Annotated in this window: 25 protein-coding genes; 11 read left to right on the top strand and 14 right to left on the bottom strand. The window is 62.0% G+C overall.

What is annotated here, in order from left to right; all coding sequences use genetic code 11:
• The first annotated feature begins 1 nt into the window (after position 1).
• Positions 2 to 2035, top strand: a complete 2034-nt coding sequence (locus DMO26_RS13720; protein ID WP_117192644.1) for an ASKHA domain-containing protein — start codon at positions 2 to 4, stop codon at positions 2033 to 2035.
• Here the strand turns inward: DMO26_RS13720 and DMO26_RS13715 are convergent.
• Positions 2032 to 2928, bottom strand: coding sequence for a LysR family transcriptional regulator (locus DMO26_RS13715; protein WP_117192643.1), 897 nt, complete (start codon positions 2926 to 2928; stop codon positions 2032 to 2034). The two genes, DMO26_RS13720 and DMO26_RS13715, sit on opposite strands and share 4 nt — an antisense overlap.
• A gap of 224 nt (positions 2929 to 3152) precedes the next feature.
• On the opposite strand from DMO26_RS13715, the gene DMO26_RS13710 reads away from it, so the two are divergent.
• Together DMO26_RS13710 and DMO26_RS13705 are read left to right on the top strand one after the other, a co-directional pair.
• On the top strand, positions 3153 to 3362 hold the full coding sequence (locus DMO26_RS13710; RefSeq protein WP_117192641.1) for a hypothetical protein: 210 nt from the start codon (positions 3153 to 3155) through the stop codon (positions 3360 to 3362).
• 253 nt (positions 3363 to 3615) lie between these two features.
• Entirely contained in the window at positions 3616 to 4635 is a 1020-nt protein-coding gene (locus tag DMO26_RS13705; protein WP_117192768.1) for a GlxA family transcriptional regulator, read from the top strand.
• A 30-nt stretch (positions 4636 to 4665) separates the two neighbouring features.
• Here DMO26_RS13705 and DMO26_RS13700 read toward each other — a convergent pair whose 3' ends face one another.
• The 4 genes from DMO26_RS13700 to DMO26_RS13685 form a co-directional block, all read right to left on the bottom strand.
• Positions 4666 to 5274, bottom strand: a complete 609-nt coding sequence (locus DMO26_RS13700) for a GGDEF domain-containing protein (RefSeq protein ID WP_117192639.1) — start codon at positions 5272 to 5274, stop codon at positions 4666 to 4668.
• A 16-nt stretch (positions 5275 to 5290) separates the two neighbouring features.
• Positions 5291 to 6139 carry a response regulator gene (locus tag DMO26_RS13695; protein WP_117192638.1) on the bottom strand — a complete coding sequence of 283 codons (849 nt, stop codon included), beginning with the start codon at positions 6137 to 6139 and terminating at the stop codon, positions 5291 to 5293.
• A gap of 173 nt (positions 6140 to 6312) precedes the next feature.
• Positions 6313 to 8826 carry a GcvT family protein gene (locus DMO26_RS13690; protein ID WP_117192636.1) on the bottom strand — a complete coding sequence of 838 codons (2514 nt, stop codon included), beginning with the start codon at positions 8824 to 8826 and terminating at the stop codon, positions 6313 to 6315.
• Between the two features lie 142 nt (positions 8827 to 8968).
• Positions 8969 to 11365, bottom strand: a complete 2397-nt coding sequence (locus DMO26_RS13685; RefSeq protein ID WP_404947051.1) for a mechanosensitive ion channel family protein — start codon at positions 11363 to 11365, stop codon at positions 8969 to 8971.
• Positions 11366 to 11600: 235 nt separating this feature from the next.
• Between DMO26_RS13685 and DMO26_RS13680 the strand changes: the two genes are divergently transcribed.
• Positions 11601 to 11852, top strand: a complete 252-nt coding sequence (locus tag DMO26_RS13680) for a GlsB/YeaQ/YmgE family stress response membrane protein (protein ID WP_117192766.1) — start codon at positions 11601 to 11603, stop codon at positions 11850 to 11852.
• A gap of 10 nt (positions 11853 to 11862) precedes the next feature.
• Here DMO26_RS13680 and DMO26_RS13675 read toward each other — a convergent pair whose 3' ends face one another.
• From DMO26_RS13675 to DMO26_RS13650, 6 genes are all read right to left on the bottom strand, one after another.
• The gene (locus tag DMO26_RS13675; protein ID WP_117192634.1) at positions 11863 to 12423 is read right to left on the bottom strand and encodes a DUF924 family protein; all 561 of its coding nucleotides are present in this window, start codon (positions 12421 to 12423) and stop codon (positions 11863 to 11865) included.
• Positions 12424 to 12432: 9 nt separating this feature from the next.
• Entirely contained in the window at positions 12433 to 12930 is a 498-nt protein-coding gene (locus tag DMO26_RS13670; RefSeq protein ID WP_117192633.1) for a heme-degrading domain-containing protein, read from the bottom strand.
• A 63-nt stretch (positions 12931 to 12993) separates the two neighbouring features.
• Positions 12994 to 13545, bottom strand: a complete 552-nt coding sequence (msuE, locus tag DMO26_RS13665; protein WP_117192765.1) for an FMN reductase — start codon at positions 13543 to 13545, stop codon at positions 12994 to 12996.
• 117 nt (positions 13546 to 13662) lie between these two features.
• Positions 13663 to 15048, bottom strand: coding sequence for an FAD/NAD(P)-binding protein (locus tag DMO26_RS13660; protein ID WP_117192631.1), 1386 nt, complete (start codon positions 15046 to 15048; stop codon positions 13663 to 13665).
• A 148-nt stretch (positions 15049 to 15196) separates the two neighbouring features.
• The gene (locus DMO26_RS13655; RefSeq protein ID WP_117192630.1) at positions 15197 to 15496 is read right to left on the bottom strand and encodes a hypothetical protein; all 300 of its coding nucleotides are present in this window, start codon (positions 15494 to 15496) and stop codon (positions 15197 to 15199) included.
• Positions 15497 to 15566: 70 nt separating this feature from the next.
• Positions 15567 to 15929 (bottom strand): response regulator, encoded by a 363-nt coding sequence (locus DMO26_RS13650; RefSeq protein ID WP_117192628.1) that lies wholly within the window; start codon positions 15927 to 15929, stop codon positions 15567 to 15569.
• Between the two features lie 296 nt (positions 15930 to 16225).
• Here DMO26_RS13650 and DMO26_RS13645 point away from each other — a divergent pair, with 296 nt between their 5' ends.
• From DMO26_RS13645 to DMO26_RS13625, 5 genes are all read left to right on the top strand, one after another.
• The gene (locus tag DMO26_RS13645; RefSeq protein ID WP_117192764.1) at positions 16226 to 16846 is read left to right on the top strand and encodes a TerC family protein; all 621 of its coding nucleotides are present in this window, start codon (positions 16226 to 16228) and stop codon (positions 16844 to 16846) included.
• Positions 16847 to 17181: 335 nt separating this feature from the next.
• Positions 17182 to 17688 carry a cupin domain-containing protein gene (locus tag DMO26_RS13640; RefSeq protein WP_226951285.1) on the top strand — a complete coding sequence of 169 codons (507 nt, stop codon included), beginning with the start codon at positions 17182 to 17184 and terminating at the stop codon, positions 17686 to 17688.
• Positions 17689 to 17880: 192 nt separating this feature from the next.
• Complete coding sequence (locus DMO26_RS13635; protein ID WP_162894879.1) at positions 17881 to 18261, top strand: hypothetical protein; 381 nt, start codon at positions 17881 to 17883, stop codon at positions 18259 to 18261.
• 83 nt (positions 18262 to 18344) lie between these two features.
• Positions 18345 to 20885, top strand: coding sequence for a protein translocase subunit SecD (gene secD, locus DMO26_RS13630; protein WP_117192623.1), 2541 nt, complete (start codon positions 18345 to 18347; stop codon positions 20883 to 20885).
• An 84-nt stretch (positions 20886 to 20969) separates the two neighbouring features.
• The gene (locus tag DMO26_RS13625) at positions 20970 to 21407 is read left to right on the top strand and encodes a YqaA family protein (RefSeq protein WP_117192763.1); all 438 of its coding nucleotides are present in this window, start codon (positions 20970 to 20972) and stop codon (positions 21405 to 21407) included.
• On the opposite strand, the gene DMO26_RS13620 is transcribed toward DMO26_RS13625, so the two are convergent.
• On the bottom strand, positions 21368 to 22057 hold the full coding sequence (locus tag DMO26_RS13620) for a TetR family transcriptional regulator (protein ID WP_162894876.1): 690 nt from the start codon (positions 22055 to 22057) through the stop codon (positions 21368 to 21370). The two genes, DMO26_RS13625 and DMO26_RS13620, sit on opposite strands and share 40 nt — an antisense overlap.
• The gene (locus DMO26_RS13615) at positions 22050 to 22706 is read right to left on the bottom strand and encodes a class I SAM-dependent methyltransferase (RefSeq protein ID WP_117192620.1); all 657 of its coding nucleotides are present in this window, start codon (positions 22704 to 22706) and stop codon (positions 22050 to 22052) included. Before DMO26_RS13615 ends, DMO26_RS13620 begins: the two co-directional genes overlap by 8 nt.
• Positions 22707 to 22999: 293 nt before the next feature.
• Between DMO26_RS13615 and DMO26_RS13610 the strand changes: the two genes are divergently transcribed.
• Positions 23000 to 24355, top strand: coding sequence for an APC family permease (locus tag DMO26_RS13610; RefSeq protein WP_117192618.1), 1356 nt, complete (start codon positions 23000 to 23002; stop codon positions 24353 to 24355).
• A 3-nt stretch (positions 24356 to 24358) separates the two neighbouring features.
• Here DMO26_RS13610 and DMO26_RS13605 read toward each other — a convergent pair whose 3' ends face one another.
• Positions 24359 to 25036 (bottom strand): HAD-IA family hydrolase, encoded by a 678-nt coding sequence (locus DMO26_RS13605; RefSeq protein WP_404947048.1) that lies wholly within the window; start codon positions 25034 to 25036, stop codon positions 24359 to 24361.
• A gap of 162 nt (positions 25037 to 25198) precedes the next feature.
• Between DMO26_RS13605 and DMO26_RS13600 the strand changes: the two genes are divergently transcribed.
• Positions 25199 to 25969, top strand: coding sequence for an SDR family NAD(P)-dependent oxidoreductase (locus tag DMO26_RS13600; protein WP_117192616.1), 771 nt, complete (start codon positions 25199 to 25201; stop codon positions 25967 to 25969).
• The last annotated feature ends 54 nt before the right edge of the window (positions 25970 to 26023 follow it).

Here is a 26023-nt window from a genome sequence, read left to right as displayed (position 1 = left end):
AATGAACGCCAACACCGCCCATCCCCTTGTCCTCTTCATGCCGTCCGGCAAGCGCGGCCGGTTTCCGGTCGGCACGCCGGTGCTGGATGCCGCGCGCCAGCTCGGCGTTTATGTGGAGAGCGTCTGCGGCGGCCGGGCGACCTGCGGGCGCTGTCAGGTGTCGGTGCAGGAGGGTAATTTCGCCAAGCATGGCATCACCTCCTCCGACGATCATCTCTCGCCCGTTGGTCCGAAGGAAGAACGGTACGACCGCGTGCGCGGCCTTCCCGAAGGACGCCGCCTCTCCTGCTCGGCGCAGATCCTCGGCGATCTCGTCATCGACGTGCCGCAGGATACGGTGATCAACGCGCAGGTGGTGCGCAAGGCGGCCGACGAACGCGTCTTCGATCGCAATGCCGCGGTCCGCATGTGTTATGTCGAGGTTGAAGAGCCCGACATGGAAAAGCCGCTCGGCGACCTCGACCGGCTGAAGGCGGCACTCGCCGCCGACTGGCATTTCGATGAAATCGATGTCGATTTCCATCTCATTCCCAAGGTCCAACAGATCCTCCGCAAGGGCGAGTGGAAGGTGACGGCGGCGATCCATCGGGATCGCGATGACGATCGCCCTCGCCTGATCGCCCTTTATCCAGGTCTCAAGAACGAGGCTTACGGGATCGCCTGCGACATCGGTTCTACGACCATCGCCATGCATCTTTCCTCGCTGCTTTCGGGCCGCACGGTTGCCTCCGCCGGCACGTCCAACCCGCAGATCCGCTTCGGCGAAGACCTGATGAGCCGCGTCTCCTACGTGATGATGAACCCGGACGGGCGCGAGGCGATGACGGCGGCCGTGCGCGAGGCACTGAACGGCCTGATCGACAGGGTGTGCGAGCAAGGTGGCGTTTCGCGCACGGATATTCTCGACAGCGTCTTCGTCGGCAATCCGATCATGCACCACCTCTTCCTCGGCATCGACCCGACCGAACTCGGCGGCGCGCCCTTCGCTCTGGCGGTCTCCGGAGCGGTCGACGTGAAATCCGCCGATATCGGCCTGCCGATGAACGAAGGCACCCGCGCCTATGTGCTGCCCTGCATTGCCGGCCATGTGGGCGCCGATGCCGCGGCCGCCACCCTCTCGGAAGGCCCGCACCGTCAGGACGAGATGATGCTGATGGTCGACATCGGCACCAATGCGGAAATCGTGCTCGGCAATTCCGCCCGCGTCGTGGCCGCCTCCTCGCCGACCGGCCCGGCTTTCGAGGGCGCGGAAATCTCCTCCGGTCAGCGGGCTGCTCCGGGCGCCATCGAGCGCGTCCGAATCGATCCCGAGACGCTGGAGCCGCGTTTCCGGGTCATCGGGGTCGAGCCCTGGTCGGACGAAACCGGCTTTGCCGAAGGCGCCGCTGCGACCGGCGTCACCGGAATCTGCGGCTCCGGCATCATCGAGGTCGTGGCCGAAATGTATCTCGCCGGCATCATCTCGGAAGACGGCGTCGTGGACGGTTCGCTGGCCGCGCGTAGCCCGCGCATCCTGCCAAACGGGCGCACCTTCTCCTATCTGGTCCACGACGGCGAGCAACGCATCACGGTGACTCAGAACGACATCCGCGCCATCCAATTGGCCAAGGCAGCTCTTTATGCCGGCGTGAAGCTGCTGATGGACAAGCAGGGTATTGGCAATGTCGACCGCATCGGGCTTGCCGGCGCATTCGGCACCTTCATCGATCCGAAATATGCGATGGTGCTGGGACTCATTCCCGATTGCGATCTCGCCCGCGTCAAATCCGTCGGCAACGCGGCCGGAACCGGCGCGCGCATGTGCCTGCTGAACCGGGGCTATCGTCGCGAGATCGAGGACACGGTGCGGAAGATCGAAAAGATCGAGACGGCACTGGAGCCGAAATTTCAGGAGCATTTCGTGGCTGCCATGGCCTTGCCCAACAAGGTCGACGCTTTCCCGCAGCTGAGCACGGTCGTCACCCTGCCCGAGCGCAAGGTGATTGCGGACGCCTCCGGTGAAGGCGGCCGCCGGCGTCGCAGAAGCCGCGACTAGGCGGCGGCAGCGACCAGCGATCCGAAGGATTCGCGGATGCTTTCGGCCACCGCCTTGGCGGGGATCGAAAGCTGGGGTGCGGTCAAAAGACGGATGTCGAAGCTGATCAGTTCCGGCAGGCCTTCCTTAGGCCCCAGCACCTGCATGTCCTCGGTGACATAGGAGCGCGGGAACGGCGCGATCGCCAGGTCGGAAAGGACGGCCGCGCGCTGCGCCATCGTGTGCGCACTGGCATAGGCGACCCGATAGGTCCGCTTGTGCTTTTCGAGCTGCGCGATGGCATCCTGGCGCCAGATGCAGCCGTCTTCCCAAATGGAGATCGGCAGCGGATCGCGCAGATAGGCGGTTCCGCATTTGGCGCCTGCCCAGACAAGCCTTTCCGTATGAATGATCTCGCCGACCGTCGGGAACGGCCGCGTCGCGCAGTTGATCAGCGCCAGGTCGAGCCTCTGCTCGTCCATCCGCTTCCTCAGCGCGAGGCTCATGTCGACGGTGACATCGACCATGATGCCCGGAAAGCTCTCGCCGAAATCCTTGAGCACCTTCGGCAGCAGCCGCTCGGCGATGTCGTCCGGCGCACCGAGGCGCACGACGCCGGAAAGCTCTGGCATCACGAAGCGCGACACGGCCTCGTTGGAGAGCGCCAGCATGCGCCGCGCGTATGAGAGCAGCATTTCGCCATGCTGGGTGAGCGACACCGAACGGGCATCGCGCAGGAAGAGCGTGGTCTTCAACTGCTCTTCGAGTTTCTTGATCTGCATCGAAACGGCCGAGGGGGTGCGCAGCACCGCATCGGCGGCGGTCGAGAAATTGCCGGTCTCGGCAATCGCCACGAATGTGCGCAGCACGTCGTTGTCGAGCAGCGGCAGCGGCGGACGGAACGGAATGGTCATGACAGTCTCCATTCAAAAAATCTGAACTTAAAGACCATATCATTTCGTTTGATTGAATGTCAAATACGGAGCATAGTCCAAACCATCGGAAGCAGGCGTCGATACGCAACATAATTTCATGAGACGCATTCCATGCATTCGATTGATTGATGGATTGGTGGCGCTCATTCTCCCAGTCTGCGCTGCCATGAAACCCCTCAAATGAAGACCCAAGGAGAACTGTCATGACCATGATCACCTATCAGGAGAGCGACCGCTCGCGGCATCAGTCGTCCTCGTTCGCCTCGTTCCCCAGCTCGGCCCTTCTGCCGATCCTGAAGCTTCGCGATCAATGGCGTCGCCGCCAGACGGAGAGAATGCTCGAAGGCCTCGATCCGGAAATTCGCAAGGATATCGGCTGGCCGACGACGGACGTGGCCACGCACCGCAAATAAGCCTATGCGAATATCCTCCCGAACATGGTCCGCCGATTGTAATGTTCTGCGGGCCATGTAGCCTCCAGCCGATCTCCGCTCTGTCCAGCTTTTCGCCGCCGCACATGCCTGCGACACGTCGATGTCGCAAAAATATCATCGGCTCGTCGCCAAAAGTCCTTCACCCCTGTCTTTTTTCGTGCCAGTGTCGCTTTTGAAGTAGAAGCAGGCCGCGATGTACGGCCATGGCGAAGGGGAAGACTGCATGGACTTGATGAGCAAAAGCCCGGCGAAGAAGCGTTCCCTCGTCTTCTTCCTCGTTCCGCATTTCACCATGCTGCCGTTTGCGGCAGCCGTCGAAACCTTGCGCATCGCCAACCGGATGCTCGGTTATTCGGCCTATACGTGGCGTCTCTGTTCCGCCGACGGCGAGAAGGTCTATTCATCGAGCGGCATCGGCCTCGAGGTCAACTCCTCGCTGGCCGACGAGCGCCGCCACCTTTCCGGCGAGAACCGGCCGAATATGGTTCTGGTCTGCTCCGGCATCTATGTCGAGGAATTCCACAACAAGTCCGTCAACGCCTGGCTGCGCGAGACCTACAATCGCGGCATCGCGGTCGGCAGCCTCTGCACCGGCGCGCACGTGCTCGCCCAGGCCGGCCTGCTCAACGGCAAGCGCTGCGCGATCCACTGGGAAAACCTGCCGGGTTTTGCGGAAGCCTTCCCGCAGGCGGAAGTCTATGCGGACCTCTACGAGGTCGATTCGAACCTCTACACCTGCGCCGGCGGCACGGCCTCGCTCGACATGATGCTGAACCTGATCGGCCAGGATTTCGGCGAAAACCTCGTCAACCGCGTCTGCGAGCAGCAGTTGACGGACCGGGTGCGCAACCCGCATGACCGACAGCGCCTGCCGTTGCGTGCACGCCTCGGCGTGCAGAACGCCAAGGTTCTGTCGATCATCGAACTGATGGAAAACAATCTGTCCGAGCCGCTGTCGCTGGTGGAGATCGCCGACGATGCCGGGCTCTCCCGCCGCCAGATAGAACGTCTGTTCCGCCAGGAAATGGGCCGCTCGCCGGCTCGCTATTACCTGGAAATCCGGCTGGATCGGGCTCGTCACCTGCTGGTGCAATCTTCCATGCCGGTCGTCGAGGTGGCGGTCGCCTGCGGTTTCGTCTCCGCCTCGCATTTCTCGAAATGCTATCGCGAGGTCTATAACCGCTCGCCCCAGCAGGAGCGCGCCGAACGCAAGCTCAACATGAACACGTCGCGGACCGGCGTGGTCGTCTGAGCGGAAGCGGTTCAGACCAAGGGCGGCGGTTCAGTCGGCCGCCTGCAAAACGATCGTGTGATCCGAAAAAACCTGGTTGCGGCCGTAGTTCTTGGCCATGAATAGGAATTGTTCGGCGGCGTTGAGGTAATTGTCGAAATTTTCCGGACCGTACACATCCGCCAGCCCGATGGAGACGGTGATCGAGAAATCGGTGTTGCCGCCCTCCATCCGCATGGCGGCGATCTCCAGCCTCAGCTTTTCGCACAATGCCGTGGCCGAGGCGCCGTCGAGGCCGACGACCATCAAGCCGAACTCCTCGTCACCGAGACGCGCCAGCAGATGGCGCCTGCCGGCACAGGCCGCGCTGAGCTTTCCGGCGATCGCCTTCAGCACCCGGCCGACCATTTCCTCGCTGTGACTGTCGTTCAGTCGCCGGAAGTGGTCGATATCGATGATCGCCACGGCGCAGGGCGTTTCCTCCGTCAGGCATTCTGCGATCATGGGAGGTCCAAGCCGATAAAACTCCTTGAGGTTGGGGAATCCCGTCAGCGGATCGGCCGTCAGATTCGCTGCTTCCATCTGCACCGGCGAAGGTGCAGCCCAGCCATAGGCCAGACGTTCCGTGTCGCGAAAATGCTGGCTCTGAAGATAGGGCATGCGAATTTCCTCGGGGTCAGGCGACGCTCTTGACCACCGACTCGGGACGCTTGGCCTGCATCGACCAGATCTGGATCAGCGTATCCAGGTTCTGATTGACGCGGCAGTAGAATTCCTCGTCGATGAAGGGCCTCAGCATGAAGTCGTTGCCGCCGGCCTTCAGGAAACGGGCTGAAAGCAGCCGGTTCGAGGAGGACGACACACCAATGATCCTGAGTTCGTGGGAGCCGCGCACCGAACGGATGCGGCGCGTCAGTTCGAAACCATCGATGTCGGGCATGTTGTAGTCGGTGACGACGAGGCCGATATCCGGGCTCTTCTTGAGAATCTCAAGGGCTCTGGCTCCGCTCTCGGCGACGCTGACGCGGAAATTGTAGCGCTTCAGGCGGCTCGAAAGCAGCGCCCGCGCAGTCGGGCTGTCGTCGACGATCAACACGTGATGTCGGTGGTTGGTGAGGAAACGGCAAACCGATTCGGCCAGCATCTCCACCGCAAAGACATTGTCCTTCAGGATGTAGTCGACGATGTCCTTGGCGAGAAGCTTGTCGCGCGTTTCCTGATGGAACGTGCCGGTAAAAACGATCGTCGGGATCGAAAGATCGACCAGGTATTCCAAGGCCTCGCCGTTTTCGGCGCCAGGCAGGTTGATATTGGAGATCGCCAGCGTCACCGGCTCCGAGGAGTGGTCGTAGGCAAGCTGCAAATCCTCGAAATTCCGGCAGATTTCGACGCTGATACCGAACAGCTCCTTGAGACGGGTGCCGATCATCGAGGTGAAGACGTTGGAATCCTCCGCAAGCAGGATGCGGGAGTCTGCCAGTGATTGGCCGGAATACTGCATCCCGGAAATGCCGAGGAATGTCATGGTGCCCCTATCGATCAGATATTATCCCCTCTGGAACATCCGTAATGCAAACGATTTGCAGAACCGTTAATCGGGGGCGCCTCCGGTCCCGAAATAGAACGGGCGGCTTGAAGACCGCCCGTTAACGTCAATGATTTCTTACTTTTAGCCGGATATAGCCCTGCCGGAGGACATCAGGCACGCAGCACCGCGTTGTCCGGATCGAAGGGGCTTTCGGGCACGACCGTCGCATCGTAGCGGGTACCGAGTATCTTGATCTTCAGTCTGGTGCCGGCCGCGACATAATCCGGCTTGACCATGGCGAGCGCCACGGACTTGCCGATACGCCAGCCGAAGCCGCCGCCCGTGGCCCGGCCGACGAGTTCCCCGTCCTCGTTGTAGATCGCCTCGGACCCGCGCGCATCGACATCGTTGTTGCCGGAGACCACCAGCGTCACGAAATTCCACTTCAGGCCCTTTTCCTTGTAGGCCAGCAATGCATCGCGGCCGATGAAGGACTTTTCCGGGCGAATGAAGCGATCGAGAGCCGACTCATAGGCGTTATATTCGATCGACAGTTCGCGGCCCATGTTGCGATAGGATTTCTCGACTGCCATGGCGTTCATGGCGCGGATGCCGAACGGCCTGATGCCGAACTCGGCGCCCGCTTCCATCAGCCTGTCGAAGATATAGGTCTGCATCTCGATCGGGTGATGCAGTTCCCAACCGAGTTCGCCGATGAAATTGACCCGCAGCGCATGGGCGGTCGCCACGCCGACGGAAATCTGCTTTGCCGTCAACCAGGGGAAATCCTTGTTGTCCAGGCTGGTGCGGGTCAGCTTCCTGAGCAGATCACGCGATTTCGGGCCGGCGAGAACCAATACCCCATATTTCTGGGTGATCGGCTGCAGGATGACGCCGCCGTCCTTCGGCGCCAGGCGATAAAGGAGATCATGGTCATGCGCTTCGAGGCCACCGGCGGAAACCATGTAGAAACGGCCGGGAGCCCACTCGTAGACGGTAAACTCCGCCTTGACGCCGCCCGCGGGCGTCAGGATGTGGCAGAGCGCTATGCGGCCGCGCTTTTTCGGAATGGCATTGGCGAAGATCGAGTCCAGCCAGGTCCGCGCACCGGGACCGGAGACCTCGATCTTGGCAAAGGGCGACATGTCGAGCACGCCGACATTCTCGTGCACGTGTCTCACCTCGTTGCCCACATGCTCGAAATAGTTCGAACGACGGAACGACCATTTTTCGACGATACGACCGTCCTCCAGCGGAGCGGCGTAGTTGTGATTGGTGATGACGTCGGCCCCGACCCCTAGCTGATCCTTCGGTACTTCATAACCGGCCGGCGCATACCAATTGGCGCGCTCCCAGCCATAGACCGATCCGAACACACCGCCGAGCGCCTTGAGACGGTCGTAGATCGGCGTGGTCTTCAGCGGCCGCGCAGCGGACCGCTCCTCGTCCGGATAGTGCATGGTGAAGACGTTGGAATAAGCTTCCTCGTTCTTGGCGATGAGATAACCTTCCGTTGCGTAAGGCCCGAACCGGCGCGGATCGACCCCCATTAGGTCGACGGTCGGTTCGCCGTCGATGATCCATTCGGCGAGCTGCCAGCCGGCGCCGCCGGCGGCGGTGATGCCGAAGGAATGGCCTTCGTTGAGCCAGAAATTCTTGAGGCCTGGCGCCGGGCCGACGATCGGGTTGCCGTCCGGTGTGTAGGCGATCGCACCGTTGTAGACTTTCTTGATGCCGACGTCGCCGAAGGCCGGGACGCGGGCGATCGCCGCTTCGATATGCGGCATGAGCCGATCGAGATCTTCCTGAAAAAGTTCGTATTCGCTCTCGTCGGACGGACCGTCGACGTAGCACACGGGCGCGCCGACTTCGTAGGGCCCAAGGATCAGACCACCGGCCTCCTCGCGCATGTACCAAGCGCTGTCCGATTCACGCAGCACGCCCATTTCGGGCAGGCCCTGGGCCTTGCGCGCCTGGATTGCGGGATGCGGCTCGGTGACGATATACTGGTGTTCGACGGGAATGACCGGGATATTGATGCCGACCATCTCGCCGGTCCTGCGGGCGAAATTGCCGGTGCAGGAAATGACGTGTTCGGCGGTAATCTCGCCCTTGTCGGTGGTCACCTTCCAGAGGCCGTCCGGCTGCTGCTCGATCGCCGTGACGGTCGTGTTGCGGTAGATCGTGGCGCCGCGATCACGCGCACCCTTGGCGAGCGCCTGAGTGAGATCCGCCGGCTGGATATACCCGTCGTCCGGATGCTGGATGGCGCCGAGCAGGCCGTCGGTCTCGCAGAGCGGCCAGATCTCCTTCACCTGGTCCGGCGTGAGCAGGTTCACCTTGACCCCGATCGTCTCGGCAATCCCGGCATAATACATGTATTCGTCCCAGCGATCTTTGGTACGGGCGAGACGGATGTTGGAGACCTTCGAGAAACCGACATTCATGCCGGTCTCCTCCTGCAGTTCCTGATAGAACCGCACCGAATATTTATGCAACTGGCCGACCGAATAGGAGAGGTTGAAAAGCGGCAGAAGGCCTGCCGCATGCCAAGTCGAGCCGGAAGTCAGTTCCTTGCGCTCGATCAGCACCGCGTCGTTCCAGCCCTTTCGGGCCAGATGATAGAGCGTCGAAACACCGACCACGCCGCCGCCGATCACCACCGCCCGTGCATGTGTCTTCATGGAATGAACCCCTTTTCGGCCTTGCGGGCCATGTCGAAAACTTTTGGGGACTATGCAATTCCGGCAGGCAGTCCAAACGCCTGATTACGACATGCGAAAAGCCCGCCCGCGACGACCGTGACAATGGTGGAAACGGAAGCGCTCACGCCCCGCCCCGCCTGTCGCCCTCCTCCGGCAGGATCGGTCTGCCGCGGTGCAGGACGATCTCCTGCTGCGGGAACGGAATCTCGATGCCCTCCTCCCGGAAGCGCTTCAGGATGGCGATCCTGAGATCGTTGCGGATGCGCAAGCCGTCCCCCATGTCGGCCAGATGGAAGCGCAGCTCGAAATTCAGCGACGAGGGACCGAAGCTCAGGAATTCCACATGCGGCTCGGGATTGCGCAGCACTTCCGGAACCTGATCCACGAGCTCGAGCAGGATGTCCATCACCTTCTGCGGATCGGCATGAACGCTGACGGAAACCGGCACTTCGGAACGGCCGATCTTGTTGCGGTGCGTCCAGTTCCCGACCGGCGAATTGATGAGGTCCGAATTCGGCACGATGATCGACTGCTTGCGGAAGGTCTCGATCTCGGTCGCGCGCACGGAGATGCGCTTGACGATGCCTTCCGTCGCCCCCGTCACCACGTGGTCTCCGACCTTGAACGGCCGCTCGACGAGCAGGATGAGGCCGGAGACGAAATTCGACACGATATTCTGCAGGCCGAAACCGATGCCGACCGAAAGAGCCGAGGCGACGAGCGCAAAGCTCGACAGATCGATCCCGGCCGCCGAAACGCCGACGAGCACGGCAAGTCCCACGCCGAGATAACCGATGCCGGTCTTGACCGAATTGCGGACCCCGAGATCGACCTGGCTGCGGGCCAGCACATTGCCGTCGATCCACTTCTGTACCCAGCGGGTCAGCACGAAACCTGCGCCGAAGAGCAGCACGCCACCAAGTATGCCGACGATCGAGATCGAAATGTTACCTATGCGGATCTCCGTGAAGAAGCGATAGATCCAGGCTTCGATGTCGGCGATCTGGAACCCCCAGGTGAGCAGGATCAGCGGGATGCCGAAGAGAAGCGCGAAGGCATAGATGCCGAGGCCCGCCACAAGGCCCGCCTGATCGAGCGCCACCTCGTTGAATTTGAACCGCTCCGCAAGCCTCCGCCCCGCGGACGTGTCGGTGAACGCCCCCTGCTTGGAGATCGCCTTGCCGGAGAGAAGCCCGACATAGATGAGGACGAGGACGGCGCCGGTCAGCACGATCTGGGTCGAGGCGAAGCGCGCCAGGCCCACATAGCCCGTCAGGACCGAAAGGATCAGCAATCCGCCCATGAGCCGCAGCAGAAGCGGGAAGAAGCGCGGCCACTGATGCCCCGGCCCGTCCGGATCCTCGCCTTCGACAAGCCGCGGTTTGACGAAGGAGATCGCGATGAGGATGAGGCCGATGATGACAGAGGCGAACAGCGTCTTGACGATGGTCAGTACCAGCGGCGAATTGAGCGCCTCGCTGATGGCTCCGAGAAGGTAGTCGAGTCCGTTGACGATGGCCATCGCAAGCACTGCGACCGTCAGCAGGCGGGCGCCGCGATTGGTGATCCGCACCAGCCGCCATTCCGGCTCACCCGGCGCCAGAACACCGTAAGTGAGCTTCCATACGAAATAGACGAACCACACGAAACCGAAGAATGTCGCGACGATCGGCGACACGTCCGCGCGCAGGACGTTGAAGCCGTCGAGGAAAAGGAAGGACGCAAGCAGGAACGCCGCAAGCGACATTGTCTGTATGACCGTCGACCAGAAGGCGACCGAAAGCCTGCGGATATAGGACGGGGTTTCCTGGCCGTTGCGGCGGATGAACCGCCCGAAGAGGCGATAGCCGCCCGAGAGGAACAGCATGCCTGCGGCGATCGACAACGCGATCGCGCCCAGCAATTGCAGCTTCTTGAATTTCCAGACGAAGCCGATCCAGCTTCCGAACGTCGCCCCGAAATTGCGCACTTCGACCACGAAGGCTTTGCCGGCATCGGAAAACAGCTCGCCCGTCAGTTCGGTATGGCGGAAAAGCGTCTGGGTGAACAGCGTACGGCGCAGATTGGTGATCGTGTTGGCGATCTGCGTGGCGCTGTTCGACAGGCTGCCGGCATCATCGACGATGAGATTGAGCTCCGACCTTTCGTTGAGAAGCCGGTTGCGCTCCTCTACGACGGCCGGCGCCTCCGGCGGCTGCCCTTCCTTGGGGGGGTCGCCGAGACTGGTGAGACGCGCCTGGATCTGCTCGACGCGGGTTTTCATCGCATCCGAGGCGGCCCGCATTTCGGCGACGATCTCTTCCGCCTGAACCCTGAGTTCGGCAAGCCGCGCATCGTCCTGCGTGTCGCTCTGGATGCGGTTCCTGAAGGAATCGAGCCGCTTGCGGATGACGTCGATCTTGTTCTTCATCTCCATGTTGATGGAGTCGATCGTCACATCCGCAGCCTGCTGCTGCGGCGCCTGAGCCTGCGCCACCGCAGGGGCCGCATTCAGGAGCGCGGCGACGAAAACTCCCATGACGACGGTCATGAAAGCGATGCGGAACTGGCGCAATATGGAGGAAGGGCCGGTCGTGAAAGGTTTTGCCAACTGTCTGCTCTTTGTCTTTCGATCGGATTCGCAAGGCAAAAATAGAGTGACTTCTGGGCGAAGAAAAGGAAACCACTATCGCGCTCGACGGAATTGGAACAAAATCGGGAACCGGGAACATTTCCCCGCGTTTCCTTGTGCCAACAAAATGGAGGGCAGGATCATGGAACAAGCAGGCATCGGCTGGATCGCAGCCATCATCATCGGCGGCATTGCCGGCTGGCTCGCCGAAAAGTTCATGAAGAGCAACATGGGGCTCATCATGAACATCATTCTGGGCATCGTCGGCGCCATCATCGCCAACGCCATTCTCGGCGTCTTTGGCATCGTGCTCGGCGGCTGGATCGGCTATCTCATTGCCGGCTTCATCGGCGCCTGCATCCTGATTGCCGTTGCGCGAATGTTCAGACGCTAAATTACAAGCATCAAAAACCGGCGCCGGGCTTCGAAAGATATTCCAGCTCGGCGCCGGTCGATTCCCGGCCGAGGACCGCATTGCGATGCGGGAAGCGGCCGAATTCGCGGATCACCGCCCGGTGACGTTCCGCGTAATCCAGATAATCGGCATCCCCCAGAAGCGTGAACAGTTCGACCGAGCGGTCCTGTTCGGCGAGCACTTCGGAATGTTCGAACGGCAGATAGAAGAAGCAGCGCTCATCTGCGGTAACCGCCATGTCAGCCCCCGCTTCGATCGCAAGCTTGGCTTCTCGCAGCGCCAGCCAGTCTGCCGCAAACGCCAACGGCGTCGCGCGATACATGTTGCGGGAAAACTGATCGAGCACGACGACGGCGGCAAGCCGATCCTCGGGCGATCCACGCCAGGCATCGAGTTCGCCGCGGGCGAGCGACAGATGCGTGGCTGAGAAATGCCTGCGCATCGCCTCGTCGAGCGCGTCGTTTTTCTCGAACCAGTCCTTGCGTGTCAGTTCCTTGAACCAGAAGGAAAAGACTTCCCTCGGTGTTTTTATATTCGGGCCGGCCATCATCCACCTCACTCAATCGAGACGAAGGGAGGAAATATCCTTGTTCAGCAAACGGGCAAGCGCCTCGACCGCCATATTGTGGTCCTCGCGCTGCGGCAGCCCGGAGACGGTTACGGCGCCGATGCAGCCGACGCCCGCCACGGTGATCGGAAAGCTGCCGCCATGCGGCGCATAATCCGCCGAAGACAGGCCGTAGCGGTTTTCCACCGTATCCTGGAAATGGGCAAGCTTGCGGCCGATCGCGTAGCTCGACTGGAAGAAGCGAAGCACGAGATTGCGCTTGCGGCGCACCCAGCCCTCGTTGTCGGCGGACGTGCCCGGCATGGCGAGATAAAAAGCCGGCATGGAATGCAGCTTCACATCGATGGCGATGCCGACCCCTCGTTCCAGCGCCATGTCGCGCAGCATCGACCCGAGTTCCCAGGCGGTCGTCAGATCGAACCGGTCGAAGACGAGCGCCTTCTCCTGTTCGGCGATCTTGGCCATATCCCGTTCTTCAGCTGTCGTCATCGACTTCCCCTCTCGCTCACCATTGCGCGGGCATTGATGACGGCAAAGCGGGGGAAAGTAAAGTTACTCGGCCGCCTCCAGGGCACGGCCGGGAAAGAAGGCGGCAAGCTCCTTTACGGCAAAGCCGATCCGTTGCTGCAGAGCCTCCGATGCGACCCGGTAATCGGTGAAATCGCGGTCGGACGCATAGATCGCGGTCGGCAGCGTATGCGCCATGAAGAAACCGAAGAGCGGGCGAAGCTGGTGCTCCACCATCAGCGCGTGCCGGTCGCCACCGCCTGTCGCCGTGATCAGGATCGGCTTGGCGCGCAGCTGTTCCGGGTCGATCAGATCGATGAAATGTTTGAAGAGGCCGGGATAGCTGCCTTTGTAGGTGGGCGACCCGACGATCAGGAAATCCGCGGTGACGACATCCGCCAGCACGCTCTTGGCGTCCGCCTCGAGATCGCTCTGACGCTGGGCCTGTCCGAGCGACGGTCCGACATCGGCGAGATCATAAATCTTTGCATCGAAACCATAGTGATCGGCGGCGATTGCCGCGACATGATTGACCAGCGCAAAGGTTTTGGAGGGACGGTTGTAGCTACCCGCGAGGCCGATGAGTTTCAGAGCCATGAAAATTCCTTTCTGCGCAATGACTTGCTCAAGATTAGCGCGCACATTGCTATATGAAAGCAAGGAACCTGCCGCCTGCATCGGCTTGGGAGAAAATCATCCTATACAGGCGAAGAATCACGCGATACGGGCCGGCCACGGCAAGTTCCGGGCGATATCGCCGGCGATCGTCTCGGCAAGTGCCTTGGCCTGAACGCGGATATCGGGCACTGCCGTGATTTCCCAGAACTGCCCCGCAGTCAGCGCGCCTGCCGCAAAAAGGCCAGGCTGCGGTTTTCCCTGCGGATCGACGACACGCGACTGAGCATCGACGGAAATGCCGAGGCCGAGATCGTCCATTGCGATCATCTCACGATCTCGCATGGCCCGCAGAAGCGGCGAATGGCCGATGCCGGCCCGCTCCATGCCGGTGCAGTTGACGATCCAGTCCGCGCGGAAAGAAACGATCTCCTTCGTTCCGCGCTTGCGGTAGCGGATACCGGCCCCCTCGCCCTCGCGATCGAGGGATTGCAGGAAACCGGCATGAACCGTGACGGTACCATCCTTCAGCAATGCGTCGAAGCGGGCAGAAACGTCCGGTGCGATCCGGTGGCGATGGATATTCCACCAGGCAAGCGCATGGCGCAGAAATCTTGAACGCTGGTCCCGGCTGAGACTTTGCCACAAAGCCTGGGTCTGCGGCCGCAGCCCGTCCACGACACCCCGCCAGTCGGCACCCGCTCTCGCCTGCCGGCGCAGGGCATGCAGCAGTGCGCTGATCTCCCGGCTTTCCGCCAATTCAGGGGGCACCGGTGCCGCGCGCCGCAAGGGATGGGCATGCGGCACGAGCCCGCGGCGCGACAGGACGTGGATACGGCCGCGGTGGCCCTGGGCGCGCAGCGACAGCACCTGGTCGATCATCGTCAGGCCCGAACCGAATATGCAGATCTCGTCCTCGCGTCCGACACGCGACAGCCAGCCGAGTCGCCAGGGGTTCTCGACGATCCTCGAATGGACGTCCCGATCGATGCGCGTCGCCGGCAAGGGTAGGTCGGCATTGCCGACGCCGAGCGCCAGGACGACGTTGCGCGCTTTCAGCTCTCCGGTATTGTCGAGACAGAAGACAAGGCCGTCGCGTTCACATTCGACACAGGCCGTCGCCTTCGCCTTGATGAAATCGACATGCGCCCGCCGCTCACGCGGCCTCAGCAGCGAAGCCAGCGTATCGCGCAGATAAAGCCCGTAATCGCCGCGCGAGGCAAAATCCTCCGCAAAGACCGCCCTGCCCTGGCGCCGCAGCCATTCGACGAAATCGTCAGGCCTGTCCGGAAAGGCGCTCATGCGCGCCGCAGGCACGTTGAGCCGATGCAGATAGAATTCGGTGCGGTAGGCGGTGCCGCGGCCGAAACCCGGATCGTCTCCGACAACCGCGATCGAGGCGGATGACGGCAGGAACCTTAGGAGATTGATGGTAAGGGCGATCGCGGAAAAACCGGAACCGACGACTGCGACATCATAGGTCATCAAGCACACACTCCTCGTCCGTTTCAGATTGGGCGAAAGGGTCGTCTTGCAAGCCGCCGGGACGCGGGACACATGCTTCCCCCGGCATCGCTTCAATCTCTACTAAGTTACTAGAGATTACCGAAGAGTAAAGAGGTTTTTGAGAACCTCAGTTGCAGGCCGGCTCAGGCCGCGGCAGCGTCGGCGCCTCGGCGCTCGGATTGCTGTTGGCGGCTGTGCCCGGCGGCTGACAGTGATCTTCCTGATCGACAGTGCCCGTCGTGCTGTTGGTCGCCATCGGGTCGGTCACGCCGGGCGGAAGGGGCGCGTTCGAACGGGTCGGACCGGCGCCGGGGGCGGTCGGAGCGGCTCCCGGCAATGTCGCCGGATCTCCTTCCGACGTCTGCGCCGAAACAGCGCCGGTAAAAGCCAGCGTGATGAGAGAAAATACGGCAAACCTCATGAACATCTTTTGATGCCTCCGGTTGATCGGACGATAACCGAAATCGGCCCCGCTTGGTTCCGCCGCCTTGGCCTCTTCACGGCATCATTTCGTGGATCGACGACAGCAGCCTGTCGTGCCGATAGGGTTTCGGCAGGAAAACGGTATTGGCCGGCAACAGCATGGGATCGAGATTGACGACACCAGAGGTGATGATGATGCCGACCGTTGGACGGATGGCCCGGATGCGCTGTGCGAGCTGAATGCCGTCCATCGAGCCGGCCATGTTGACGTCGGTGAAGACGATGTCGATATCCGTTCGGTTGCGGAACAACACCATGGCTTCATCGGCATTGCCCGCTTCCAGAACCCTGTGCCCGACCTCTTCCAGAGCGTCGAGCGTCGTAAATCGGATCAGCGGCTCATCTTCGACGATCAGAACCACGGCATTTTGCGGCATGGAAGTCTCCCTGCAGATCGCAGCGGACGAGCAACCCCGTCCTGCTTTACCGACGGCCATATAGGAGACTGGTGAGTCGGCGGCAAGCATAGGCGGTTGCGGAGCGGGGACGCCGTCACGCCGGCGGCGAGGCCCGATGCCGCGATCTTCTCTTCGATCATGGATAATGCGATTTGATAGAATGCAAAATTATCTTGCGAAACGTCTGGAAACATCCTGTACCAATCGCCACTAAAATGTGACTAGAATTCCAGCCTTCATTTCGTCCATTCACGCCTTCAGGTTCAAGCTTCATGATGGAACTTTTCACAGCGGCCGGCTTTGCTGCCCTTATCGAGGTCATTGCCATCAACCTCGTTCTTTCCGGCGACAATGCCATTGTCATCGGTCTCGCCGCAGCCGGTCTTCCCGCTTCGCTGCGAAAGAAAGCAATCTTGTTCGGCATTTCCGCCGCCACCGTGCTGCGCCTCGTGTTTGCGGTCGTCGCCACCTACCTTCTGGCGATCAAGGGGCTTCAGCTCGCCGGCGGCTTTCTGCTTTCATGGGTCTGCTGGAAGATGTGGAGCGAGTTGCGCGAAGGCCAGGACGGCGACGCCCATGCCGTCGCCGTCGCGGAAGAGAATACGCCTCAGAAAACCTTCCTCCAGGCAGCGACCCAGATCGTCGTCGCCGACGTTTCCATGTCTCTCGACAACGTTCTGGCGGTCGCCGGCGCCGCCAAGGAACATTCGATTGTCCTTGTCATCGGCCTGATCGTTTCGATTGCGCTGATGGGCGTCGCTGCCAACTTCGTCGCCAAGCTGCTCTCCCGATTCCGCTGGATCGCCTATCTCGGTCTTGCCGTCATCGTCTACGTAGCCGTCGAAATGATTTATCACGGCATCTTTGAAGTCCTGCCGCTCATTCGAAACATCTGAGCGAAACAAGCCCCACAAACCAATCTCAGGCCCCTCTTTGGACCCTGCCGATGCCCATTGCATCGGCAGGGTCTTTCCATTGGGGGCCGGCAACGCATGAAGAACAAGCCCGGAGCTGATCGGTGAACCTGTCCCACACCCTCCGGCCTGTGCCGATCCGGAACGGCAAGGTCAACCTTTTCTTACCAAGTCTTTGACTTTCGCCAGGTTCCCGTTGATCATGCGGGGGAAGCAAAGCTACGTGGGCGCCCAGCCGGCATGAAGCCGGTCAGGGGCTCGCGGACCCCCTTCTCGCGAGAGTTGGTGAGCCCCGTCCAAGCGAATGAGAGCGGACCTTGAGCCATAGCCACGACGACGATCATCATTCCCACGATCATGACGATGACGGCCATCACGTGGACTGGCGCGAGCACGGCGTGAAGGTCATTCCCGGCAATTCGCTCGATCCGAACACGGCGCAGACCCCCGGCATGAACCGTGCGACGGCGATCAACAATGCCCGTGCCGGGGCGGAAAAGATCTGGGCCGGCACGGTGACGATCCATGCCAACGCCAAGACCGGTGCTCATCATCACGGCGATCTCGAAAGCATCATCTATGTCGTCAAGGGCAAGGCGCGCATGCGCTGGGGCGACAACCTGGAATTCGTCGCCGAGGCCGGTCCCGGCGATTTCATCTACGTACCGCCCTATGTGCCGCACCAGGAAATCAACGCCAGCCGCGACGAGACGCTGGAATGCGTGCTGGTACGTTCCGGCCAGGAGCCGGTCGTGGTGAACCTCGACATAGAGCCGGTCGAAAAGCCGGAGGCAGTCCTGTGGAAGGACCCGATCCACCGGTAACCGCCGTTTCCGGCGGGAAAGGCCGCGACCGTCTGAAATGCCGCCGCAATCGGCGTTTAAGTTCGCGACGACTTGCGATTGACCGCCTCAAGCCTCTCCTTTAGAAGGCGGCAATTCGTTCCGAAGGCATGGCTTCGGAACATTCAAGCTCCGGAGCTGATGCGGATGGCGCCGTTTCCGCGGGACAAGCGGATGAGACGCGAACGCGAAGAGGATCGCCTCTGGTCGCGCTGGCCGGTCTTTGCCGCCGCCCTGCTGATCGCCGCCCTCTTCGGAATTCTTTCCGGCGCCGTCAAGGACGCACAGTTTCCGCGCGGCCTGCAGTCGGCCGGCAAGGGAACGGAAACCCCGCATCTTTCGAAACGCGAGCCGATCAGGGCACTCGCCGCCGCTGACCGCAAGGACGGAGCGGGCGCTTATGCATCGAGCAGCGACGGCGCCCTGCTCGCGGGCACGATCAGCCCCACTTTTCCCGTCTATGCCGCGGCGATCGCGCCGGCTCTCTCCATCATCCACCCGGCCCTTTCCCACTGGCCCGCCCCGCTGCCGCGCGCCCCGCCGGCTGCTGCCTGAGAGACCGCGCTTCGGCGCCCAGACGACAAGATTTCCCGCCCGTCGCTCACGAAGCTTGATGCGGGCTCAGCAGGATTAGATACATGAGAAATTCCCCATGGTTGGTGACGACCTACATCATCGTCATCCTGGTCGGCATATTGATCGCGCTTCCGAACGTCATTCCCCAGTCGGCGCTCGACCGCCTGCCCGGCTGGCTGCCGCATAACCGCGTCTCGCTCGGTCTCGACCTGCGCGGCGGCTCCCACCTCGTGCTCGAAGTGGACCGTGCCGACCTGATCAACGAACGTGTCCAGAGCCTCCTGCAGGACGCCCGCCGCGTGCTGCGCGACAAGAACATCAGCACGACCGCCATCCGCCGCGCCGGCGAGACGGTGACTGTCGCGCTCCGCGACCCCGCCCAGCGCGGTGCTGCGGTCACCGAACTGCAGACGCTCGCCAATCCGGTCGGCTTCGGCACGACGGTCGGCGGCAGCGATCTCAACATCACGACGCCGACCGACAACACGATCTCGATCGCCCAGACCGAAGCCGGCATTAATTCGCACATCACCGCAGCCGTCGATCAGTCGCTGGAAATCATCCGCCAGCGTGTCGACCAGGTGGGCGTCGCCGAACCGACCATCCAGCGCGTCGGCTCCGATCGCGTCCTCGTCCAGCTTCCGGGCGAACAGGACCCGTCGCGGCTGCGCCAACTCCTCGGCTCCACCGCCAAGATGAGCTTCCACCTGCTCGGTCAGCAGGGCGAAACCGGCGTCACCATGCTCTCCGACGAGCGCGGCAACCAGTATCCGGTCCTCGACCGCGTCGAGCTTTCCGGCGACCGCCTTACCGATGCACGCGCCGCATTCGACCAGCAGACCAACGAACCGGTCGTCAACTTCCGCTTCGATTCGGCCGGCGCCAACCGTTTTGCCCAGATCACCCAGCAGAATGTCGGCCGCCCCTTCGCGATCGTCCTCGACAACAAGGTGCTGAGCGCGCCGGTCATCCGTACACCGATCACCGGCGGCTCGGGCCAGATCTCCGGCGGCTTCTCGGTTTCGGAAGCCAACACGCTTTCCGCCCTGCTGCGCGCCGGCGCACTGCCCGCCAAGCTGACCGTCATCGAAGAACGCACCGTCGGTGCCGACCTCGGTTCGGACGCCATCGAAATGGGCATCTTCACCGGCCTGATCGGCTTCGGCCTCGTGGTCGGCTTCATGCTGTTCCTCTACGGAGCCTGGGGCATCCTCGCCAACATCGCGCTGTTCATCAACGTCATCCTGACCTTTGCGGGCCTGACGTTGATCGGCTCGACGCTGACGCTGCCCGGCATTGCCGGCGTCGTGCTCGGCATCGGCCTTGCGGTTGACGCCAACGTCCTCATCAACGAGCGCATCAAGGAAGAAACCCGCAAGGGCAAGAGTGCCTTTGCCGCGATCGATGCAGGCTTCCAGCGCGCCTATTCGACCATTGTCGATTCGAACGTCACCAGCCTGATCGCCACCGTGCTGCTCTTCTGGTTCGGTTCCGGTCCGGTGCGCGGCTTCGCCGTCACCATGGGCCTCGGCATCATGATCTCGATGTTCACCGCCGTTTCGGTCGTTCGCGTCGTGATGGTCTTCATTGCCGCCCGCCGCAAGCTGAAGAAGATCGAAATCAAGCCGCTCCTGCCGATCAACCTCGTTCCGGACGGCACCCATATCCACTTCATGAAGGGCCGCTTCATCGGCATCGGCGTCTCGGTCATCCTGTCGGTTGCATCGGTCGTGCTGTTCTTCGCGCCGGGCCTCAACTACGGCGTCGACTTCCGCGGCGGCATCCAGATGGAAGTCACCACTGCGCACGAGACGGACCTCGCAGCCTTCCGATCCGGCCTCGGCGAACTGGGCTTGGGCGAAGTGGCGCTGCAGGAATTCGGCGGCAACAACCGCGTCCTCGTCCGCGTCGAGCGCCAGCCCGGCGGCGAACAGGCCCAAACCGATGCGGTCGAAAAGCTGAAGGCCGAAGTCGTCAAGATCGATAACACCGCCAAGGTGGAACGCACCGAAGTGGTCGGCCCGAAGGTTTCGGGGGAACTGGCGACCGCCGGCTTCCTGTCGGTCTTCCTCGCCTCGATCGCCATGATGATCTACATCTGGGCGCGGTTCGAATGGCCCTTCGCCGTGGGTGCGATCGCCACGCTCGTTCTCGACGTCACGAAGACGATCGGCTTCTTCGCCATCACCGGGCTGGACTTCAACCTGACCGCCATCGCGGCGCTGCTGACGCTCGTCGGCTACTCCGTCAACGACAAGGTCGTCGTCTACGACCGCATGCGAGAAAACATGCGTCTCTACAAGAAGATGCCGCTGCGAGACGTGATCGACCTATCGATCAACGAAACGCTCGCCCGAAGCCTCTATACCTCCGCAACGGCCTTTCTGTCGCTGCTGCCGATGGCGATCTGGGGCGGCAGCGCGGTGGAAAGCTTCGCTGTGCCGATGGTATTCGGCATCGCGGTCGCGGCGCTCTCCTCCGTCTTCATCGCAGCTCCGATCCTGCTCTTCCTCGGCGACTGGCGCACGCGCCACCGCGCCCACCAGGCGGAAGCGGCAGCCGAAGCCGCCTCGGACGATGCCGAACGCCTCGGCAAGGCGTGAACCTTCGCCGGTCAAACCCTTGGCCGGAAACCGGAGGGCGGATGAAAATCCGCCCTTTTCCATTGCCTGTGACCGTTGACGCTCATGCTCGATTTCGCCGCCTATGCGGGGCTCTTTTCCGCCGCCTTCATCGCCGCGACGATCTTTCCGATGCAGTCGGAGGCAATCCTTGTCGGACTGATCCTCAGCGATCGTTATCCACTCGCCGGCCTGCTGCTGGTGGCGTCGGTCGGCAACACGCTGGGTGCCGCCGTCAACTGGGCCCTCGGCCGCGGCGTCGAACGCTTTCGCGACAGCCGCTGGTTCCCGGTAACGCCCGAGAAGCTTGAAAAGGCGCAGGCCTGGTACCGGAAATACGGAAAATGGTCGCTGCTGCTCGCCTGGCTGCCGGTCGGCGGCGATGCCGTGACGGTCGCCGCCGGCGTGATGCGGGAACCGCTGTGGATATTCCTGATCCTCGTCTTTATCGGCAAGGCAAGCCGCTATCTTGCGCTTTCCGCCATCACGCTCGGGATCTTCTGATCAGTTTTTTCGGCTTCGTCGCTGAATTCGCCGAGCGATTTCCAGAAACTCCCGAAGAACCGGTGAGCAAAGGCTTCAAGCGAGGTGCCGGGCGGTTCCTGGTTCCACACCTCGCCGCCGACGCGCAAAGCGCTCATCACAACGGCGGCCAGAAGCCGCATGCGCCTGCGCTCTTCCTCGCTGCGTGCCCGCAGCCGCAATGCCTCGGTGAGCTTGCCTTCGAGCTTGGCATATTTAAGCTGGTCGCGAGCCCTCAAAGTCGGCGTGTTGCGGACCAATTCGCCGAGCGCCATGGCCCTCTCGTCCGCCGCCAGAACGATGGCGCTGATGAGACCATGTTGCACCGCCTTGACCGCCGGCTCGTCGGCCGGACGTGCGGCGATCGCCGTCATCATTCGGTCGGCAAAGCCGTCCTGCCAGGCGAAGACGACCTCTTCCTTGCTGGGAAAATAATCAAAGAAACTGCGCTTGGAGACATCGGCGCGCGCTGCGATGTCCTCGATCGTGGTTGCGTCGAAACCGCGTTCGAGGAAGAGGCTCATTGCCGCCTGCTCGATGCGTTCGCGGGTCTGGCGGCGCTTGCGCTCACGCCGGCCCTCCGTGTGGCCGTCGCTGGTTCTTCCCATTCCTTCCGGCTTCTCTTCAGCCATCCGCGTGATCGATATCCACGTTCTGGTTTGCCGCTTCCGCGCTCGAACGATGCCGCGCAAGCTCCAGCGGCTTGCGGCGGGAAATCCGGTAGACGGCGGCCGGCGGCAGATTGCGAACGGTATGGCCGATATGCACGGCCTTCAGCCCGAGCCTGTCGAGGATCGGCCGCGGCACCGGGCAACGCGGCCCATAGGTGAACTGATAAAAAGCACCGCCCGGACGCATATAGGCAAAAGCGCCACCGAGGATCGCCGTCACCTTGCGAGGCGACATGGACAGCAGCGGCAGGCCGCTGACCACCGCACCGACCGGTTCGCCGTCGAAAAGCTCGTTCTGGACCAGCTTCGCCGCATCCATTTGCAGCACCCGCGCCTGCGGAAAACGCCGCTGCAGGCCTGGCACGAATTCAGGCCCGTATTCGATCAGCGTCAGATCGGACTCGGCAACGCCGCGGGCAAGCAGGGCGCGGGTAAAAACGCCCGTGCCTGGACCGAGCTCGATCACCGGACCATCAAGCGCCGCGATCTCCTGGGTCATCAGCTTTGCCAGCGACTCGCCGGAGGGCGCGACGGATGCAACACGCAGCGGGTTGCTCATCCAGGAACGGAAGAAATGCAGGAAATCGGAAAATGCGGCTTCTGTGGTCATGGTTAGAGACTCACCGGTTTGAAAATGCGATCGAGTATTCCGCCGAGCTTCACAGCCCGCATGGCAATTCCAAGGCATGAAAACCTCCATTGCAGAAAAAAACGGGCCGAGATGCCCTATTCACCGCGCTTTCGACGGGTTCGCATTTAGTGAATATTTGCATCAAGTGCAACATTATCACAAAAATGTGTGCAGACGCGGATAGAGGTCAACGGCGTACGGGTTTTCCGGGAACCACCCGGCATCGATTGCCATTGATGGGATTGCCTGGAACATTTTAGGAGGAGGAAGTCATGGAAAAAGCGGTCCCGGAGGCGGGAGACGAAAAAACGGAACTGCATCGAGTCATGGGGCCTGGCCTGCTGCTCCTCTTCATCATCGGGGATATCCTCGGCACCGGCATCTATGCCCTGACCGGTCAGGTAGCTGCCCAGGTGGGCGGCGTCGTATGGCTGCCTTTTCTGATCGCCTTCGTCGTCGCGCTCCTGACGGCCTGCAGCTATCTCGAACTGGTCACCAAATATCCGCGCGCCGCGGGTGCTGCACTCTATACGCACAAGGCTTTCGGCGTGCATTTCTTCACCTTCCTGGTGGCGTTCGCCGTCATGTCCTCGGGCATCACCTCGGCTGCCACCGCTTCGCGCGCCTTCGCCTCGAATTTTTCCGCCTCCCTCGGGCTTGAACTCGGCGCCTGGAGCGTACCGCTAATCGCTGTCGGCTTCATCGCGCTGGTGGGTGCGATCAATTTCCGCGGCGTTGGCGAGAGCGTCAAGATGAACGTGCTGCTGACCGTCGTCGAACTGACCGGCCTCCTCATTATCATCGGCATCGGCTTCTGGGCGATCGCCGGCGGCCAGGGCGACGTCTCGCGCGCCTGGACTTTCGCGACGCCGGAAGGCAGCGGCGTCTTTTGGCCGGTGATCGCGGCGACGACCCTCGCCTTCTTCGCCATGGTCGGCTTCGAAGATTCGGTCAATATGGCCGAGGAATGCAAGGAGCCGAGCCGCATGTTCCCCAAGGTGCTGCTGACAGGACTCGCGATCACCGGCGCGATCTACGTGCTCGTGGCGATCTCGGCCATCACGCTGGTTCCGGCCAATGAACTCGGTCAGGGCGAGACGCCGCTTCTGAAGGTTGTGCAGGCAGGCGCGCCCGCCTTCCCGATCGGCATATTCGCGATCATCACCATGTTCGCGGTCGCCAATTCCGCACTGATCAACATGATGATGGCAAGCCGCCTGATCTACGGCATGAGCCGCGAAGGCGTGCTGCCTGACGTGCTGGGCAAGGTGCATGCCGACCGCCGCACGCCCTATGTCGCGATCGGCTTCACTTCGCTTCTCGCGGTTGCCTTGATCCTTTTCGCCGGCGGCGTGCCGGCGCTCGGCGGCACCACGGCACTGCTGCTCCTCTGCGTCTTCGCGATCGTCAACGTGGCGGTGCTGGTACTCCGCAGGGACAAGGTCGAGCACAAGCATTTCCGCACGCCGACCATCCTGCCGGTGCTCGGCGCCATTTCCTGCACCTTCCTCGCCGGCCCCTGGACCGGTCGCAACCCGGTGCAGTATCTGATCGCCGCCTGCCTGATCGGCCTCGGCGTCGTGCTGTGGCTCGCGACCGTCAGGATCATGAAGACCGCAACGGCCTGACCGTCAGCCCTTCCGGCGCACCGACAGCCGCCCGTCATCACCGATATGCGGCACGACATCGAGATAACCGGGTATTTTCGGATGCCCGGTTTCGACTGGATGGGAATGGGTGGCGGTAATCACCATCACATCCGCTCCGGCATTCTCACCCGCCTGGATGCCTGCAAGCACGTCCTCGAACACCAGCACGTCCGATGGGCTGACGCCGAGCCGCTCGGACCCCAGGATATAGCCCTGAGGATTGGGCTTGCCGATCGTCACATCCTCTGCCGTCACCATGTAGAGCGGCTGTGGGATGCCGGCCGCTGCTAATCTTACCTTTGCAAGCTCGATCGGCGACGAGGTGACGATCGCCCAGCGCTCCGGCGGCAGTGCGGAGAGAAATTCCACCGCCCCCGGGATGGGCACCACGCCTTCCACGTCTTCGATCTCGCCGCGCAGGATCTTTTCGGCTTCGACGACCGGCTCGACGCCCGGCAGGTTCAGACCGCCGATCGTGTCGATGCCGCGCTTGCCATGCATGGTCGGCAGGAATTCCTCCACGTCGAGGCCCATGCCCGCGGCCCACCGGCCCCAGACACGCTCGGCGGCGGCAATCGAATTGAGGATCGTGCCGTCCATGTCGAACAGGAAGGCCGCATAGGTGTTTTTAGGCAGGATGATCTCGGCGGAGGAAGACAAGGTCAGGTCCTTCGGGATTGGTGGGAGGATGGCTGGCAACGGGCTTTCGACTAACCCGTCCTGCATTCCGATGCAAATCGATTGAAAGAAATTCGCGGCCATCCTTGTCTTCTCTTGCCGCAAGCTTAGAACTGGCTGACCGAGCCATGGAGGGAGGACGTCTTGGCTGAACTATCCGTCCGTCATCAAGATCTTGCCGGCCGCGGCGTGCTGATCACCGGCGGTGGCTCGGGCATCGGCGCGGCACTCGTCGAGGGCTTTGCTGCGCAGGGCGCCAAGGTCGCCTTCCTCGACATTGCCGAGGCGCCGAGCCGTGAACTTGCCGAACGCGTGAATGAGAAATCCCCTCACCCCGTTCTCTATCTGAAAACCGATCTCCGAAACGTCGCCGAGACCCAGGCGGCAGTGAGCGAGGCGGCGGAAAAGCTCGGCTCGCTGTCGGTGCTCGTCAACAATGCCGGCTGGGACGACCGGCACGAGCTGGAAGCGGTGACGGAAAAATATTGGGACGAAAGCCAGGCGATAAACCTGAAGCAGATCTTCTTCGTCTCGCAGGCCGCCGTCCCGCATCTGCGCAAGGCCGGCGGCGGCGCGATCGTCAATTTCTCTTCGATCGCCTACCTGCTCAACATGGGTGGCCTGCCGGCCTATGCGACCGCCAAGGCCGGCATCATCGGCCTCACGAAGAGCCTTGCGGGCAAACTCGGGCCGGAGAATATCCGCGTCAACGCCATCCTGCCCGGCATGATCGTCACCGAACGGCAGAAGAAGCTGTGGCTCAACGAGGATAGCATCGCTGCAATGGTCGCCCGTCAGGCCCTGAAGCGCGTACTCGTGGCGGAAGACCTCGTCGGTCCTTGCCTCTTTCTCGCTTCAAACGCGTCCGCCGCCATGACGGCCCAGACGGTCGTCATCGACGGCGGTGCTCTTTAGCAATTCCAAGAAACCTGGAGAGGTTTTCCTGGAATTGCGCAAAACAAGGAAGCA

The sequence above is a fragment of the Rhizobium terrae genome (assembly GCF_003425685.1).
Lineage (GTDB): Bacteria > Pseudomonadota > Alphaproteobacteria > Rhizobiales > Rhizobiaceae > Neorhizobium > Neorhizobium terrae.
This window is presented reverse-complemented; position numbering and strand designations above follow the sequence as displayed.

Coding starts and splice junctions, on each gene's coding strand:
- DMO26_RS13690 (WP_117192636.1), bottom strand. CDS start 8,826: ATGAAGACACATGCACGGGCGGTGGTGATCGGCGGCGGCGTGGTCGGT.
- DMO26_RS13655 (WP_117192630.1), bottom strand. CDS start 15,496: ATGTTCATGAGGTTTGCCGTATTTTCTCTCATCACGCTGGCTTTTACC.
- DMO26_RS13645 (WP_117192764.1), top strand. CDS start 16,226: ATGGAACTTTTCACAGCGGCCGGCTTTGCTGCCCTTATCGAGGTCATT.
- secD (WP_117192623.1), top strand. CDS start 18,345: ATGAGAAATTCCCCATGGTTGGTGACGACCTACATCATCGTCATCCTG.
- DMO26_RS13695 (WP_117192638.1), bottom strand. CDS start 6,139: ATGACATTCCTCGGCATTTCCGGGATGCAGTATTCCGGCCAATCACTG.
- DMO26_RS13685 (WP_404947051.1), bottom strand. CDS start 11,365: ATGGGAGTTTTCGTCGCCGCGCTCCTGAATGCGGCCCCTGCGGTGGCG.
- DMO26_RS13705 (WP_117192768.1), top strand. CDS start 3,616: ATGAGCAAAAGCCCGGCGAAGAAGCGTTCCCTCGTCTTCTTCCTCGTT.
- DMO26_RS13700 (WP_117192639.1), bottom strand. CDS start 5,274: ATGCCCTATCTTCAGAGCCAGCATTTTCGCGACACGGAACGTCTGGCC.
- DMO26_RS13650 (WP_117192628.1), bottom strand. CDS start 15,929: ATGCCGCAAAATGCCGTGGTTCTGATCGTCGAAGATGAGCCGCTGATC.
- msuE (WP_117192765.1), bottom strand. CDS start 13,545: ATGGCTCTGAAACTCATCGGCCTCGCGGGTAGCTACAACCGTCCCTCC.
- DMO26_RS13620 (WP_162894876.1), bottom strand. CDS start 22,057: ATGGCTGAAGAGAAGCCGGAAGGAATGGGAAGAACCAGCGACGGCCAC.
- DMO26_RS13710 (WP_117192641.1), top strand. CDS start 3,153: ATGACCATGATCACCTATCAGGAGAGCGACCGCTCGCGGCATCAGTCG.
- DMO26_RS13615 (WP_117192620.1), bottom strand. CDS start 22,706: ATGACCACAGAAGCCGCATTTTCCGATTTCCTGCATTTCTTCCGTTCC.
- DMO26_RS13680 (WP_117192766.1), top strand. CDS start 11,601: ATGGAACAAGCAGGCATCGGCTGGATCGCAGCCATCATCATCGGCGGC.
- DMO26_RS13660 (WP_117192631.1), bottom strand. CDS start 15,048: ATGACCTATGATGTCGCAGTCGTCGGTTCCGGTTTTTCCGCGATCGCC.
- DMO26_RS13635 (WP_162894879.1), top strand. CDS start 17,881: ATGAGACGCGAACGCGAAGAGGATCGCCTCTGGTCGCGCTGGCCGGTC.
- DMO26_RS13720 (WP_117192644.1), top strand. CDS start 2: ATGAACGCCAACACCGCCCATCCCCTTGTCCTCTTCATGCCGTCCGGC.
- DMO26_RS13625 (WP_117192763.1), top strand. CDS start 20,970: ATGCTCGATTTCGCCGCCTATGCGGGGCTCTTTTCCGCCGCCTTCATC.
- DMO26_RS13670 (WP_117192633.1), bottom strand. CDS start 12,930: ATGACGACAGCTGAAGAACGGGATATGGCCAAGATCGCCGAACAGGAG.
- DMO26_RS13610 (WP_117192618.1), top strand. CDS start 23,000: ATGGAAAAAGCGGTCCCGGAGGCGGGAGACGAAAAAACGGAACTGCAT.
- DMO26_RS13715 (WP_117192643.1), bottom strand. CDS start 2,928: ATGACCATTCCGTTCCGTCCGCCGCTGCCGCTGCTCGACAACGACGTG.
- DMO26_RS13675 (WP_117192634.1), bottom strand. CDS start 12,423: ATGATGGCCGGCCCGAATATAAAAACACCGAGGGAAGTCTTTTCCTTC.